Below are 14,276 nucleotides of genomic sequence, written 5' to 3' on the forward strand. Positions count from 1 at the left end.
CATACGTGGCGGGTAAACCAGAATTACCCGCTCTCGTCCGGTCGCTGATATTACGACGCCGCAATAAATAACTGTCGTAGTTGATGCAGTTGATCGCGCACCTGCGCGGCTTCTTCAAACTCCAGATTTTGCGCATGCTCCAGCATCTTCTCTTCCAACTGATGAATTTTCTGTTGTAGGGCTTTAGGAGTCAGAATAATTTCATCATCTTCAATCACGCTGCGCGCTTTGCTCTTCATCCGACCTTTGGTTTTCGCCATCCCTTCGCCAAGCTGAAGGATGTCCACCACCTTTTTATTCAGCCCTTGCGGCGTAATGCCATTTTCTTCGTTGTAACGCTGCTGTTTCTCGCGACGGCGTTCCGTTTCACCAATCGCCTTCGCCATAGATGGGGTGATTTTGTCACCATACAAAATAGCTTTACCGTTGATGTTACGTGCCGCACGGCCAATCGTCTGAATCAGTGAACGCTCAGAACGCAGGAAACCTTCTTTATCCGCATCCAGAATCGCCACCAGCGACACTTCAGGCATATCCAACCCCTCACGGAGTAAGTTAATGCCCACCAGCACGTCGAACTCGCCAAGGCGCAAATCACGGATGATTTCCATCCGCTCAACGGTATCTATATCGGAGTGCAGATAGCGCACCCGCTCACCATGCTCTTCCAGATATTCAGTTAAATCCTCGGCCATACGCTTGGTCAGAGTGGTGACCAAAACACGTTCGTTAATTTCAACGCGTTTGCGAATTTCAGAAAGCAGGTCGTCAACCTGAGTCGCAACAGGGCGCACTTCGATAATCGGATCCAGTAAGCCGGTTGGCCTGACAACCTGGTCGACAACATCGCCTCCAGACTTTTCTAGCTCATAATTGCTCGGTGTTGCTGAGACATAAATAGTTTGCGGAGCAAGCGCTTCAAACTCTTCAAATTTCAGCGGGCGGTTATCCAGTGCCGACGGCAAACGGAAGCCATATTCCACCAGCGTCTCTTTACGCGCCCGGTCGCCGCGATACATCCCGCCAATTTGCGGAATGGTGACGTGTGATTCATCGACCACCAACAGGCCATCGGCGGGTAGGTAATCGAAAAGTGTTGGCGGTGGCTCACCAGGGCCACGGCCAGATAAGAACCGCGAGTAGTTTTCCACGCCCGAGCAGTAACCCAACTCATTCATCATCTCTAGATCGAACTGAGTACGCTGTGTGAGTCGCTGTTCTTCGAGTAATTTGTTGTTTGCCAGCAAGACCTTTCTGCGATCTGCCAGTTCAACCTTTATCTCTTCCATGGCTTGCACAATACGTTCACGCGGCGTGACGTAATGCGATTTTGGATAAACGGTGAAACGTTGAATAACCTGGTCGATTTGCCCGGTCAGAGGGTCAAACAGCGAAAGGCGTTCCACCTCTTCATCAAACAGCTCCACACGTAGTGCTAAATCGTCAGACTCTGCCGGGAAGATGTCGATGACTTCACCGCGAACGCGGAAAGTCCCGCGCTGGAAAGCCTGGTCATTACGGGTGTATTGCAGTTCGGTCAAACGGCGCAAAATAGAACGCTGATCGATGATCATCCCTTTGGTGAGATGCAGCATCATCTTCAGATAGAGATCAGGATCGCCCAGGCCGTAAATCGCTGACACCGAAGCGACCACGATCACATCGCGCCTTTCCAGTAACGCTTTAGTCGCAGACAGACGCATCTGTTCAATATGTTCATTCACCGATGAGTCTTTTTCGATAAACGTATCGGAACTCGGAACGTAGGCTTCTGGCTGGTAGTAATCATAGTACGAGACAAAAAACTCGACCGCATTATCCGGGAAGAACTCTTTCATCTCGCCGTACAACTGCGCCGCGAGGGTCTTGTTAGGCGCCAGCACCATCGTAGGGCGTTGCAAATCAGCAATCACATTCGCCACGGTAAAGGTCTTACCGGAGCCCGTTACGCCCAACAACGTCTGATGGGCAAGCCCGTCTTGTAAACCCTCTTCAAGGCGACGAATGGCTTCGGGCTGATCGCCTGAAGGTTTGAATGCTGAATTTAATTTGAACGCTTTACTCATGAAGAGGCTACCTGATGAAGAAACGAGCGGGCCGGAGGATAATTTTACTCGGCACAGGAAATTTTGCCAGAAAAAGATACTGGATGAAAAACCAGTTCCTTGCACTGGTGTTTGTGATATCGCCTGTCTCTGCCGTCTGGTTTGGAGGTGAAATATCTTTCACTTAGAGATTTCAGCTGACCTAAATGGTTATCCCCATATTTTTTTACCTTTTAACAATTGTCAAGCAGTGTCATAAAAGCGTAAGGAACATCTGATGCACTTTCATTGCAGCGATTGATTTTATTCAACTCGTTAATTTTAAACAGCTATTTGCAAAAGTCTGGTTTCGCGCCAATTCATGCGTAACCCGCGCCAGCCCTCGCTTACCGCAAGTTTTCTAACTCTAATGCACATGGTTATCCACAGGAATAGTGGATAACTGCTCTCAGCCCTTTTGCAGCGCAGACCGCAAAAAACCCTAAAATCTCTGTGCCGGCCCCAAAAAATATTTTTCAGCATTATTTTCACCCCTTTTTTACCTGCTAAAGGCACGCAATTTCTTATGATCTTGCTCACGAATTGCGCATTCTCATGGAGCGGCCTGAAGACATTGCACCAAACCTATCGACGATCAGGCACTGACACAGTGCATTCGGCTTTTCGAGTTGTAGATGGCGAAACTTTCCTCAACCTTTTTCATGAGCCTTTTCCCAAAGTTGCAATGTTCGAGCGCGAAAAAAGGTTAGTGGCAAGGGAATTGCACTGTTTTACTCGTCCTGGATCGCATAGCGGATGTTAATGCGCGTTCTTAACCCTGCCCGAAGGAGAGTATCGATGTTGAGTCTGCGAGCTGTTAATCAGTTTTATGGTGAAAGTCATATTCTGTGGAATCTGGATCTTGAGCTGACACCAGGCCAATGCACCTGTGTGCTGGGTGCACCAGGGATGGGTAAAACGACGTTGGTTAACTGCATCACCGGTTACTTGCCTGTTCAGAGTGGCAGTATGACCTGGCTTGAGGCTGGCCACCCTCCACAAGATTTACTGACGCAACCGATTGAAGGCAGAGCGGCGCTCGGGATGAGTTACGTCGCCCAGGACCGGCGGATATTTTCCCAGCTGAGCGTTGAGGAAAACCTGCAAATTGCACTGCTGGCGGCCCGTGAACGGCCACGCGCTATCCCATCCATGATCGATGAACTGTTTCCTGAACTTTACAACTTGCGGCACATGCGCGCAGGCGAGTTGTCAGGCGACCTTCAGCAGCAACTGGCGTTAGCAAGGGCACTAGTGACTGAACCGAAGCTGCTGATTCTCGATGAACCCACTTTCGGTAGCGGTCAGCGTTTTATTCATGATCTCGGTAATACTATTCGGCGGCTAAGCCGTGACTTTGGGCTGACTGTCCTGTTGGTCGAACAACGGTTGCCCTTTATTCGCCGTGTAGCCGACCGTTTCTGCTTGCTCCACCGTGGACGTAACGTCGCTCAAGGTCATGTCGCGCAGTTAGATGACAAACTGGTTTCCAGTTGGATTGACCCATGATGGCGTGCCAACCGACGGCAAGAATGGAAAGTCCAGGTTTGCCGTCACAACTGCCCTAACTGCTTCTGTACAGCTTTATCGAGATCGGCAAGTTCCCGTTGTAAATTGCATTGTCGTGTCACGGCGGAGAGCTCCACCAGCGGCAAAGGGACTTTTGACACCCCAGCTTCGCGCATCCAACGTAACACCGGTTCCAGATGCCAGATAGCGGTTTTCCCGTCATGCACTGGTTGAGGAAATGCCTCCCGGCCGACCATCACTTTACGCATATACTGGCGTGAAAATCCCAGCAGTTCGGCAATATCCGTTAGCCCAACCAAATCGGGCATCACTTCGACCAAAACTGCACCTGGAATAATTCGCTTTACGTCTTTGATGGCCGACACCACGGCCAGCCTTGCCTCTTGCGCTTCACGGGTGAAATTCAGCGCGATGCGCCCGGTCACGCCCACACCAACCAGTGCGTCATCACAGCCTTGTGCGCCTAACGCCTCTACCCATTCGGCAGGATCCTGGCCTTTTTCTGGCAAGGTGAAAATCAATGTGAAACTAAATTCTGACATGTTCTGCTCCTTGAAACTCAATGTCTGATGATGGGTGGAATGCCTTGCTGACTACAGTTATCAACGACACGACGTATTTGCCTGGCGTGGTTATAGGCACTACGAGGTGAGCTCCAGATGCAGCTAATACAAAACTCACCGCAACGACAGGCTTTGTTATTCCAGGGGCAATACATCTTCCCCCAACAGTGCGCTCCGCCGGGGCGCACTTGCCAACCCTGACACTCGGCATAGCTTAATGCGGCTTCGATATCCTTATTCGGGTGCAAACGTCGTGTCATAAAACCTCCTGAGCATACTCGCAAAAAAGTTGTCACGTGACAACATAAATTTAAAAGTAATTTACTCGATTCGGTTTAATGTTCAAGCGGAAGAATGGACAATTGAACGCATCAGGAAGCGCGCCCGAAATCTTTTCCGGGCGTTGCAGAAATGATCAAAAGATCTGCAAGTTATGCAGAAAGAAGAGAAATATCCAGATAGTGACCGAGCGCCGTTTGCTCATTAAGTTGCGGGCAAAACGGAATTTCACCCAACATGGGGGCGGGTAACACATCGCGCAACGTGGCGATGTATTCTGCGTGGCGTTTCCCCGTAGGCTGAACGTCATTGGCAATCCAACCCGCCAGATGCAGGCCTGCATTTTTCACCGCATGAGCTGTAAGCATTGCATGGTTAATGCAGCCCAGTTTCACCCCAACAACCAGAATAACGGGCAACTGCTCCTGGATAACCCAATCAGCGAAGGTAGCGGTCTGTGAAAGTGGCGTAAACCAGCCTCCCGCCCCTTCAACCTGTAACCAGTCAGCGTGTGAAGAGAGCGCTTCGAGCCCTGCTGATAGCTGCGAAAACTCGATGGCTCGATTTTCTAAGGCACTCACAATATGCGGTGATGTCGGCTCCAGAAAGGCAAACGGATTAACCTGTTCATAGCCTAATGTGGCGCTGCTATTGCGCTGCAATGCAAGCGCATCGCTGTTCCGAATACCTGCTGCCGTCATTTCGCTGCCTGAGGCCACCGGTTTATAGCCCGCAGTGCGGTAACCCGCGAGCGTTGCGGCTTGCAGCAATGCACAACTGGCGACAGTTTTACCCACTTCGGTATCGGTTCCGGTCACAAACCATCTTTTAATCACGTTCTATTACTCCACAAACGAGCTGCCAGGTCAGGGGGAATTGCCCCTCTTTTTGTGGCCAGGCGAGACTTAATTTTTGTAATTGTTGGCGGGTCATCAATGACGCTTTGCGTCCGTCATGCAGATGCGTTGCTCCAATGCCTTTTAGCGAGTGCATGGCGCTCATTACGCTTACATAGGACTGGCTAATCTCGTGGACTTGCAAGGAACAACGCCAACCTTCGCAAGCATTCTGAATCTGCTCAAACGAGAGAAACTGATTAGCATGAGAGCGTTCATCCACCGCATGCCACGCGGTATGAAGTTCGCTTAATGAATCCGCAGCAAGTGTGGTAAATGCAACACTTCCGCCAGGGCGAGTGACGCGGTAAAGTTCACTCAAACCACTGCGTAAATCATTGCACCACTGCACAGCCAGATTGCTCCAGGCTAAATCCACTTGCCCATCGGGCAGTGCGATGGCCTCAATATCACCTTCGAGATAACCATCTGCCGACTCCTGCTGTGCCGCATAATTCAGCATGTCAGGTGAGAGATCCAACGCAGTCACATGGCAGCCTTTTTTGCGCCATGCGCGGCTGTACCAGCCCGTGCCACATCCCGCATCCAGCATCGTAGCGATGCGTCGTCCTTCAAGCATGCCGGCAAGCAATTCACCACTTGTGCGTTGCAATTCGGCGTGACTGTCATAGGTGGTTGCCGCGCGTCCAAATGCCGCCGCGACGGCAGCTTTGTTAACGAGTTGCGTCATGCAGCGCCTCCAGAAGCAGGTCGATATCCTCGCGGGTATGGCTTGCAGTAAGCGTCACACGCAACCGTGCCGTGCCGGGTGGCACCGTGGGCGGGCGAATGGCCGTCAGCCACAATCCGCGCGCGCGCAGCGTGGCAGCAAGGTTCACCGCCGCCTGATTCTCACCGACAATCACTGGCTGGATAGCCGTTTGCGAGGCCATTAATTTCAGCGGTAACTTTTCGGCCCCGGCACGGAAATGGGCGATATTGGCCTGCAATTGCCTCCGTCTTGCATCATCACGACGTATCACCTGCAACGCAGCCATTAACGCGCAGGCCTGGGCTGGCGGCATCGAGGTGCTGTAAATGAGATGTCGGGCAAACTGGAGCAGATAATCAGCTAGCGACTCACTGCACAGCACCGCAGCACCACTGATGCCAAAGGCTTTTCCGAAGGTCACGACCAGCAAATCTGGCTTAATCTGTTGCTGGTCACAACTTCCTCGCCCTTCTCTCCCAACTACACCAATGCCATGAGCATCATCAACCATCAACAATGCCCCAGCGTCGCGGCTGGCCCTGGCGATTTCAGCCAACGGTGCAGCATCGCCATCCATGCTGAATACCCCTTCGGTAATGACCAGTTGTTGGCCGTCGCCAGGTTGCGCCAGCAAAGTTTGCAGTGATTGCACATCGTTATGCGCAAAACGCCGCAGTTGCGCCGGGCTATGCATTGCGGCTTCCAGAAGCGAGGCATGGCTGAGCTTATCGGCAATAATTCGGTCTGATTTTTCAGTTAGCGCCGCAATCAACGCCTGATTCGCCGCAAAACCTGAAATGAACAGCAGCGCGCGAGGATAGCCGAGCCAATCCGCAAGCTGCTGTTCACAGTGTTGATGCGCCTGGTGGTAGCCCGTGACATGCCCGGAACCGCCACTGCCGACACCGTAAATCTCAGCCCCTTGCTGCCAGGCTTGAATGACCTCCGCATGGTGGCTCATTCCCAGGTAGTCATTGCTGGAAAAATTCAGGTAACGAATTTCATTTTGAACAAGGTAGCGCCCGCACCCTTGCTCATTCACCTGACGAATACGGAAACTGTCATTCGTGCGACGTTGTTCAAGGGCGCTATCAATTCGTTGCTGCCAACTCATACAGCCGCCGCGTTGTAGTAATTCTCCGTATCTGCTGAAAGCAATTGATCGGTCAGTTGCTGCTGTTGTTCGTTATCGCCCGCATGAGTCGTCGTTTGTTGCGGGTTAAGCCCCAATTTGCGGAACAATTGCAGGTCTTTGTCTTCTTCAGGATTTGGCGTGGTAAGCAGTTTGCAGCCGTAGAAAATCGAGTTGGCACCTGCCATGAAGCACATGGCCTGAGTTTGCTCACTCATCTGTTCGCGCCCGGCAGAAAGACGCACGAATGACGTTGGCATCATGATGCGCGCCACGGCGATAGTACGAATAAAATCAAACGCATCGACGTCTTCATTATCCGCCATCGGTGTGCCTTTCACTTTTACCAACATATTGATTGGCACGCTTTCTGGCGGCGTCGGCAAATTGGCAAGTTGCAGCAGCAATCCGGCACGGTCGGTCACCGTTTCGCCCAAACCAACAATGCCGCCTGAGCACACTTTAATCCCTGCACCGCGTACTTTATCCAGCGTGTCGAGACGCTCCTGATAGGTACGAGTGGTAATAATATTGCCGTAGAATTCTGGCGAGGTATCGAGGTTATGGTTGTAATAATCAAGCCCTGCTGCCGCCAGGCGATCGGCTTGCGCACCGGTTAACGTGCCGAGCGTCATACAGGTTTCCAGCCCCATTTCGCGCACGCCCTGCACCATTTGCTCAAGGTAAGGCATGTCACGATCGTTAGGGTTTTTCCAGGCTGCCCCCATGCAGAAACGGGTAGAACCGGCGTTTAGCGCTTTACGCGCCGAGTCCAGAACCTGTTCAACTTCCATCAAACGTTCGGACGCAAGACCGGTTTTGTATCGCGCGCTTTGTGGGCAATATTTGCAGTCTTCCGGGCAAGCCCCGGTTTTAATCGACAGCAACGTGCTGACCTGAACATGACGGGGATCGAAGTGCTGACGATGTACTTGTTGTGCTTCGAACATCAGTTCGAGGAAAGGTTTCTCAAATAAAGCAGTGACCTGCGACATTGACCAGCGTGCGTGGTGAGCCATTGGCGTCTCCAAAAAGGGTGTTGTTAGCCGTTGATTGACGTTATACTTGTAAACCTAAATCTTTTTTAAATGGTTTACAAGTCACCCTATGACCCCTGCTGATTTAGCGTTCGACCAACAACATATCTGGCACCCGTACACTTCCATGACCCGACCGTTACCGGTTTATCCGGTGGTGGCGGCAACGGGCTGCGAACTGCAACTTGCTGATGGTAAAGCCCTTGTTGATGGGATGTCATCCTGGTGGGCGGCGATCCATGGCTACAATCACCCGCGCCTGAATCAAGCGATGAAAGAGCAGATTGAGCAGATGTCGCATGTGATGTTTGGCGGTATCACACACCCGCCCGCCGTTGCGCTGTGCCGCAAACTGGTCGCCATGACGCCGGAAAATCTTGAATGCGTTTTCCTTGCCGACTCCGGCTCTGTTGCCGTTGAAGTGGCAATGAAAATGGCACTGCAGTACTGGCATGCCAAAGACGAGCCCCGCCAGCGTTTTCTCACCTTCCGCCATGGTTATCATGGAGATACCTTTGGCGCGATGTCGGTTTGCGATCCCGATAATTCGATGCACAGCTTGTGGCAGGGATATCTTCCTGAGCATCTGTTTGCGCCTGCGCCAAACTGCCGCTTTGACGACGAGTGGGATGAGATGGACATTGTGCCTTTCGCACGTTTAATGGCCGCACATCGTCATGAAATCGCGGCCGTTATCCTTGAGCCGATCGTTCAGGGTGCCGGCGGAATGCGTTTTTATCATCCTGAATGGCTCAAGCGCATTCGTCGTATGTGCGACCGCGAAGGGATTTTGCTGATTGCCGATGAGATAGCCACCGGCTTTGGTCGCACTGGCAAGCTGTTTGCTTGCGAACATGCAGGCATTTCACCGGATATTTTATGCCTTGGCAAAGCGCTGACCGGCGGCACCATGACACTCTCCGCCACATTGACCACGCGCCTGGTGGCAGACACCATCAGCAATGGTGAAGCCGGATGCTTTATGCATGGCCCGACGTTTATGGGCAATCCGTTAGCCTGCGCGGTGGCGAGCGAAAGCCTTGCGATACTTGAATCAGGCGAGTGGCAGCAGCAAGTGAATGCGCTGGAAGAGCAGTTACTGGCGGGGCTGAAACCGTTGCAGGATTGCGCACAAGTGGCGGATGTCCGCGTGCTGGGCGCGATTGGTGTTGTGGAAACGCATCATCCGGTGGACATGGCGGCACTTCAGGCGTTCTTTGTCGAACAGGGCGTGTGGATTCGTCCTTTCGGGCGCCTGATTTACCTGATGCCGCCTTACGTCATCACACATGAGCAGTTGGCAAAACTGATTAAAGCCGTGGCGGATGCGGTGGAAAACCCGGCATTTTTCAAAAGCTGAGTACCAGCAAGCCGCTCGCGCATGCACTACACTTCGAGGATCGTTTCACGCCCTAAAGGGAGAATCAGATGAAGATCCTCATGGTTTTAACCTCGCACAATCAACTGGGCAATACCGGCAAACCCACAGGCTTTTGGCTTGAGGAGTTTGCCGCACCCTATTATGTCTTTCACGATGCAGGTCTGAAAATCACCCTCGCCTCACCAAAAGGCGGGCAGCCGCCGCTTGATCCCAAAAGCGATGCGCCAGATGCGCAAACTGATGACACCCGTCGTTTCCGTCATGATTCCGACGCACAACAACTATTAGCCAATACCGTAAAACTCGACAGCGTCCGCGCTGAAGATTTTGATGCGGTGTTTTATCCCGGCGGCCATGGGCCGTTGTGGGATTTGGCAGAAGATAAACACTCGATAACATTGATTGAGCAATTTTGGGCCGCAGGGAAGCCCGTTGCCGCGGTATGTCATGCGCCAGGGGTTTTGCGCAATGTGAAAAAACCGGATGGCTCACCGCTGGTTAAAGGTAAACGGGTGACGGGTTTTACCAACAGTGAAGAAGATGGCGTTGGCCTGACGGCAATCGTGCCATTTTTGGTGGAAGATGAACTGAAAAAAGCCGGTGGGTTGTTTGAGCGCACTGATGATTGGGCCGAATATGCAGTCGTTGACGGGCATCTGGTGACCGGTCAAAACCCAGCGTCGTCGACCATTGCCGCCGAAGAATTGTTGAAGTTACTGAATCTCTAACCTTCAGGAGCGGTTATGAAACTGATAAGTCAGGATTTCAAAGAAGGGGATAAACTTCCCTGGCGCCAGGTATTCAATGGCATGGGATACGATGGCGATAATATTTCCCCGCATTTAGCCTGGGACGATGTCCCGGCGGGAACGAAAAGTTTTGTCGTGACCAGTTACGATCCTGACGCACCAACGGGTTCGGGCTGGTGGCATTGGGTGGTGATCAATCTTCCCGCCGACACCCGTGTTTTGCCGCAAGGTGCTGGCTCAGGGCTTGCTCAATTACCTGAACCAGCAAGAGAAACCTGGACCGATTTTGGCAAACCCGGTTACGGCGGCGCGGCACCACCAAAAGGGGAATCACACCGCTACATTTTCACCGTTTACGCCCTGGACGTTGAAACGTTGGATGTCGGCGACACCGCTTCTGGCGCAATGGTTGGTTTTAACGTCCATTTCCACGCGTTAGGCAGCGCCTCTATTACCGCTATGTTCAATTAATCCTATCTTTACGAAGCCGATTTGCATAATCGGCTTCCCGTTTCGCTCAACTTAGTATAAAAAAGCAGGCTTTAAGATCCCCTTTTAAACTTGCACTGCAAGGAGCAACCCTTGAACACATTCTCTGTTTCTCGCCGGGCAGCCGTGCTCGCATTTGCTGTGGCGCTCTCGGCCTGTAGCTCTACACCGCCAGACGAACGCCCTTCCACACAAGCGGCGCCAGGCACTCAATCTCGTCCGATTTTATCTTCCGATGAAGCTCAGAACTTTGTTCAGGCGCGCTACTTCTCATCAAAGAATAAAGATGAAGCGCCATGGGCACCGTCGTCTATTCGCATTCCTCAGCAGCCTGATTTTGTCGTGGGTGCAGCGGGTGGAGCAGGTGTGACGCACACCTCTATTCAGGCCGCCGTTGATGCCGCCATTATGAAACACAGCAATACCCGTCAGTACATCGCGATTCAGCCAGGCGAATATGTCGGCACTGTTTATATTCCGGCAGGCTCTGGCAGCGTGACGCTGTATGGCACGACCGACAATGCCAGCGATGTAAAAATCACCATGCCGCTGGACTCTGAAATCGACGTAAACACCTGGCGTCGCGCGGTTAACCCAGCAGGCAAATATATGCCGGGTAAACCTGCGTGGTACATGTTTGATAGCTGCCAGAGCAAGCGTAGCGCAACCGTAGGTATCATGTGCTCTGCCGCTGTGTGGTCACAGAACAATGGCTTGCAGCTGCAAAACCTGACTATCGCTAACACACTGGGTGACAGCGTTGATGCCGGTAATCATCAGGCCGTTGCTTTGCGTACCGATGGCGACAAAGTTCAGCTGAACAATGTTCACCTGTTAGGCCGTCAGAACACCTTCTTTGTGACCAACAGCGATGTTCAAAACCGCCTGTTGATTGACCGCCAGCCGCGCACATTCGTCACCAACAGCTACATTGAGGGTGATGTGGATGTGGTTGCAGGCCGCGGTGCGGTGGTGTTTGAGAATACCGATTTCCGTCTGGTTAACAGCCGTACCAAAGAAGGCACCGTGTTCGCTCCGGCTACGCTGCCAAATATTTATTACGGTTTCCTTGCGATTAACAGCCGCTTTACGGCCGCGGGTGACGCGCAGTTGGGTCGCGCCTGGGATGTTGAAGCGACTGAAAACGGTTATACCGCAGGCCAGACGTCAAACGGCCAGGTGGTTATCCGTGATAGCGTGATTAACGAAGGTTTCAATAGCGCGAAACCATGGGGCGATGCCGCCAGTTCTAAACGTCCGTTCACCGGCAACACCGGAACGAAGGGCGAGAAAGACGCCATCCAGCGCGATTTGAACGATGCTAACGCTAACCGCATGTGGGAATTCAACAACCGTGGCGTGGGTAGTCAGGTCGTTGCTGAGTAAACATTAGCGCTTTGCTTAAAACAAAAAACCTCGCCACGGCGAGGTTTTTTTATGCTTTTTTTCAATCAATTAATAGGCGTTAACGACAACCCACATAGGCCCCTGCCCAACGGCATAACGGCCTTTCTCTTCCAGTAAACCTTGCTCACCGGTGATTTGATACACCGCGATATGGTGAGACTTTTGGCCTGCGGCAATCAAATATTTACCTGAGTGATCAACGTTAAAGCCGCGTGGCTGGGTTTCGGTCGGCTGATAGCCCTCTACAGCCAGGACGCTGCCATCTTCAGAGACGCTGAATACCGTGATGATGCTGGCGGTACGGTCGCAGGTATACAGGTGGCGACCATCAGGTGTGATGTGAATATCTGCGGCCCAACGGGTGTCAGAGAAACCAGGAGGCATCATATCCAGCGTTTGCACGCATTCAATTTTGCCGTAGGCATTTTTCAGTTCCCACACGTCTACAGAACCGTTCAATTCGTTAACGCAGTAACCGTATTGTTGATTCGGGTGGAACACCATATGGCGTGGGCCAGCTCCTTCAACGGTAGTCACTTCCGCCGGAGTTTGTGCGACCAGATGACCGTCGTCAGACAGCGTGAACTGGCAGATGCGATCTTGTTTCAACGCCGGAACCCACAAGGTGCGATTGTCCGGGGAAATATTGGCAGAGTGGCAACCTTCTAAACCTTCCACCACTTCAACCACTTCACCTGGTAAACCATCGTTGCTCAAGCTCACCACACTGACGCTGCCCGCATTGTAAGATGCGCTAAACAGGAAGCGGCCTTTATGGTCGGTCGAAATGTGCGTTGGGCTGCCAGGGATCGCCGTTACACCCGCTTCGGTGAGCATGCCGTCGTCCGGTGCAATGCGGTAAGCAATGACGCGAAATTCAGGGCGCACACCCACGTACAGGTAACGTTTGTCGGGGCTGATAACCATCGGCTGAACCTGGCCTGCAACATCCACCACCTGCACCAGAGTTAACTCGCCGCTGGAGTTAAGTTGCCAAACGTGGATTTGCTGGCTTTCCGGGCTAGCGGTATAGACTGTTTGTTTCATGGAATCTCTCTCCTCCCAACGTCTTGAGTAATAGTCACAAGGGTAGTGCCAATTGCTGCTTCGTGTTGGGATTTTGAACAACGCTGCAAGCGGTGTAACATCGGCACAGGCCTTATGATTCTGAATTTGACTGGAACCCTAAATGACTTTTCGCGTAATCGCCCTTGATCTCGACGGCACGCTACTCACGCCGCAAAAAACTATTCTTCCTGAATCACTGACAGCATTACAGCGCGCACGTGACGCTGGTGTGAAAGTTGTCATTGTGACAGGCCGTCATCATGTTGCCATCCATCCTTTTTATCAGGCACTGAACCTGGATACACCTGCAATTTGCTGTAATGGGACCTATTTGTATGATTATCATGCAAAAAAGGTTCTTTCATCTGATCCATTGCAACCTCAGCAAGCCAATCAGTTGATTGACTTGCTTGATACCCACAACGTTCATGGGCTGATGTATGTCGATGATGCCATGCTGTACCAAGAGGCAACCGGGCACGTTTTACGTACCGAAAACTGGGCTAAATCCTTACCGGAAGCGCAGCGCCCGGTGTTCCGCCATGTGAATTCTCTGCGTGAGGCCGCACATGAAGTGGACGCAATCTGGAAATTTGCACTGACTGATGAAGATACCGTGAAATTGCAGAGCTTCGCTGAAGTTGTGGAACATGAGCTTGGCTTGTCGTGCGAATGGTCATGGCATGATCAGGTCGATGTAGCACAACGCGGCAACAGCAAAGGCAATCGATTAGCGCAATGGGTTGAGTCTCAGGGCTTATCAATGAGCCAGGTCATTGCCTTTGGCGATAACTTTAACGACTTGAGTATGCTCGAAAGCGCAGGGTTGGGTGTCGCGATGGGGAATGCCGATGAGGCAATTAAAGCGCGTGCCGATTTGGTGATTGGAACCAACCTGGAAACCGGCATTGCTGAGACGATTTATAAGCATTTGCTGTAATAAGATGAT

14 protein-coding genes are annotated in these 14,276 nt (G+C 52.0%); 6 read left to right on the forward strand and 8 right to left on the reverse strand.

Annotated elements, in window-relative coordinates; genetic code table 11:
• Window positions 1-50: 50 nt before the first annotated feature.
• Entirely contained in the window at window positions 51-2,066 is a 2,016-nt protein-coding gene (gene uvrB / locus OH773_RS15200; RefSeq protein WP_270139639.1) for an excinuclease ABC subunit UvrB, read from the reverse strand.
• Between the two features lie 816 nt (window positions 2,067-2,882).
• Here uvrB and OH773_RS15205 point away from each other — a divergent pair.
• Window positions 2,883-3,593: an ABC transporter ATP-binding protein gene (locus tag OH773_RS15205; protein ID WP_270139641.1), complete on the forward strand. Its 711-nt coding sequence runs from the start codon at window positions 2,883-2,885 to the stop codon at window positions 3,591-3,593.
• A 44-nt stretch (window positions 3,594-3,637) separates the two neighbouring features.
• Here OH773_RS15205 and OH773_RS15210 read toward each other — a convergent pair whose 3' ends face one another.
• From OH773_RS15210 to bioB, 6 genes are all read right to left on the reverse strand, one after another.
• Window positions 3,638-4,156: a helix-turn-helix transcriptional regulator gene (locus OH773_RS15210; protein ID WP_270139643.1), complete on the reverse strand. Its 519-nt coding sequence runs from the start codon at window positions 4,154-4,156 to the stop codon at window positions 3,638-3,640.
• A gap of 17 nt (window positions 4,157-4,173) precedes the next feature.
• Entirely contained in the window at window positions 4,174-4,437 is a 264-nt protein-coding gene (locus tag OH773_RS15215) for a hypothetical protein (protein ID WP_270139645.1), read from the reverse strand.
• A 171-nt stretch (window positions 4,438-4,608) separates the two neighbouring features.
• On the reverse strand, window positions 4,609-5,292 hold the full coding sequence (gene bioD / locus OH773_RS15220; protein ID WP_270139647.1) for a dethiobiotin synthase: 684 nt from the start codon (window positions 5,290-5,292) through the stop codon (window positions 4,609-4,611).
• Window positions 5,285-6,043 (reverse strand): malonyl-ACP O-methyltransferase BioC, encoded by a 759-nt coding sequence (bioC, locus tag OH773_RS15225; RefSeq protein WP_270139649.1) that lies wholly within the window; start codon window positions 6,041-6,043, stop codon window positions 5,285-5,287. The genes bioD and bioC overlap by 8 nt, the downstream gene beginning before the upstream one ends.
• Window positions 6,027-7,178, reverse strand: a complete 1,152-nt coding sequence (bioF, locus tag OH773_RS15230) for an 8-amino-7-oxononanoate synthase (RefSeq protein ID WP_270139651.1) — start codon at window positions 7,176-7,178, stop codon at window positions 6,027-6,029. Before bioF ends, bioC begins: the two co-directional genes overlap by 17 nt.
• Window positions 7,175-8,215, reverse strand: a complete 1,041-nt coding sequence (bioB, locus tag OH773_RS15235) for a biotin synthase BioB (protein WP_270139653.1) — start codon at window positions 8,213-8,215, stop codon at window positions 7,175-7,177. Before bioB ends, bioF begins: the two co-directional genes overlap by 4 nt.
• 88 nt (window positions 8,216-8,303) lie before the next feature.
• On the opposite strand from bioB, the gene bioA reads away from it, so the two are divergent.
• From bioA to OH773_RS15255, 4 genes are all read left to right on the forward strand, one after another.
• Entirely contained in the window at window positions 8,304-9,593 is a 1,290-nt protein-coding gene (gene bioA / locus OH773_RS15240) for an adenosylmethionine--8-amino-7-oxononanoate transaminase (RefSeq protein WP_270139655.1), read from the forward strand.
• 68 nt (window positions 9,594-9,661) lie between these two features.
• On the forward strand, window positions 9,662-10,342 hold the full coding sequence (locus tag OH773_RS15245; protein WP_270139657.1) for a type 1 glutamine amidotransferase domain-containing protein: 681 nt from the start codon (window positions 9,662-9,664) through the stop codon (window positions 10,340-10,342).
• Window positions 10,343-10,357: 15 nt separating this feature from the next.
• Window positions 10,358-10,834, forward strand: coding sequence for a kinase inhibitor (locus OH773_RS15250; protein WP_183271050.1), 477 nt, complete (start codon window positions 10,358-10,360; stop codon window positions 10,832-10,834).
• Between the two features lie 111 nt (window positions 10,835-10,945).
• Window positions 10,946-12,238 carry a putative acyl-CoA thioester hydrolase gene (locus OH773_RS15255; RefSeq protein ID WP_270139660.1) on the forward strand — a complete coding sequence of 431 codons (1,293 nt, stop codon included), beginning with the start codon at window positions 10,946-10,948 and terminating at the stop codon, window positions 12,236-12,238.
• Window positions 12,239-12,307: 69 nt separating this feature from the next.
• Here OH773_RS15255 and pgl read toward each other — a convergent pair whose 3' ends face one another.
• On the reverse strand, window positions 12,308-13,306 hold the full coding sequence (gene pgl / locus OH773_RS15260; RefSeq protein WP_270139662.1) for a 6-phosphogluconolactonase: 999 nt from the start codon (window positions 13,304-13,306) through the stop codon (window positions 12,308-12,310).
• 142 nt (window positions 13,307-13,448) lie between these two features.
• On the opposite strand from pgl, the gene OH773_RS15265 reads away from it, so the two are divergent.
• Window positions 13,449-14,267 carry a pyridoxal phosphatase gene (locus tag OH773_RS15265; RefSeq protein WP_270139664.1) on the forward strand — a complete coding sequence of 273 codons (819 nt, stop codon included), beginning with the start codon at window positions 13,449-13,451 and terminating at the stop codon, window positions 14,265-14,267.
• Window positions 14,268-14,276 lie beyond the last annotated feature (9 nt).

Origin of the sequence: Buttiauxella sp. WJP83, assembly GCF_027594725.1 — a bacterium.
Lineage (GTDB): Bacteria > Pseudomonadota > Gammaproteobacteria > Enterobacterales > Enterobacteriaceae > Buttiauxella > Buttiauxella selenatireducens.

Excerpts from the sequence above, each read along its gene's own strand:
- uvrB (WP_270139639.1), bottom strand. The coding sequence starts at position 2,066 with ATGAGTAAAGCGTTCAAATTAAATTCAGCATTCAAACCTTCAGGCGAT.
- OH773_RS15205 (WP_270139641.1), top strand. The coding sequence starts at position 2,883 with ATGTTGAGTCTGCGAGCTGTTAATCAGTTTTATGGTGAAAGTCATATT.
- OH773_RS15210 (WP_270139643.1), bottom strand. The coding sequence starts at position 4,156 with ATGTCAGAATTTAGTTTCACATTGATTTTCACCTTGCCAGAAAAAGGC.
- OH773_RS15215 (WP_270139645.1), bottom strand. The coding sequence starts at position 4,437 with ATGACACGACGTTTGCACCCGAATAAGGATATCGAAGCCGCATTAAGC.
- bioC (WP_270139649.1), bottom strand. The coding sequence starts at position 6,043 with ATGACGCAACTCGTTAACAAAGCTGCCGTCGCGGCGGCATTTGGACGC.
- bioF (WP_270139651.1), bottom strand. The coding sequence starts at position 7,178 with ATGAGTTGGCAGCAACGAATTGATAGCGCCCTTGAACAACGTCGCACG.
- bioB (WP_270139653.1), bottom strand. The coding sequence starts at position 8,215 with ATGGCTCACCACGCACGCTGGTCAATGTCGCAGGTCACTGCTTTATTT.
- bioA (WP_270139655.1), top strand. The coding sequence starts at position 8,304 with ATGACCCCTGCTGATTTAGCGTTCGACCAACAACATATCTGGCACCCG.
- OH773_RS15245 (WP_270139657.1), top strand. The coding sequence starts at position 9,662 with ATGAAGATCCTCATGGTTTTAACCTCGCACAATCAACTGGGCAATACC.
- OH773_RS15250 (WP_183271050.1), top strand. The coding sequence starts at position 10,358 with ATGAAACTGATAAGTCAGGATTTCAAAGAAGGGGATAAACTTCCCTGG.
- pgl (WP_270139662.1), bottom strand. The coding sequence starts at position 13,306 with ATGAAACAAACAGTCTATACCGCTAGCCCGGAAAGCCAGCAAATCCAC.
- OH773_RS15265 (WP_270139664.1), top strand. The coding sequence starts at position 13,449 with ATGACTTTTCGCGTAATCGCCCTTGATCTCGACGGCACGCTACTCACG.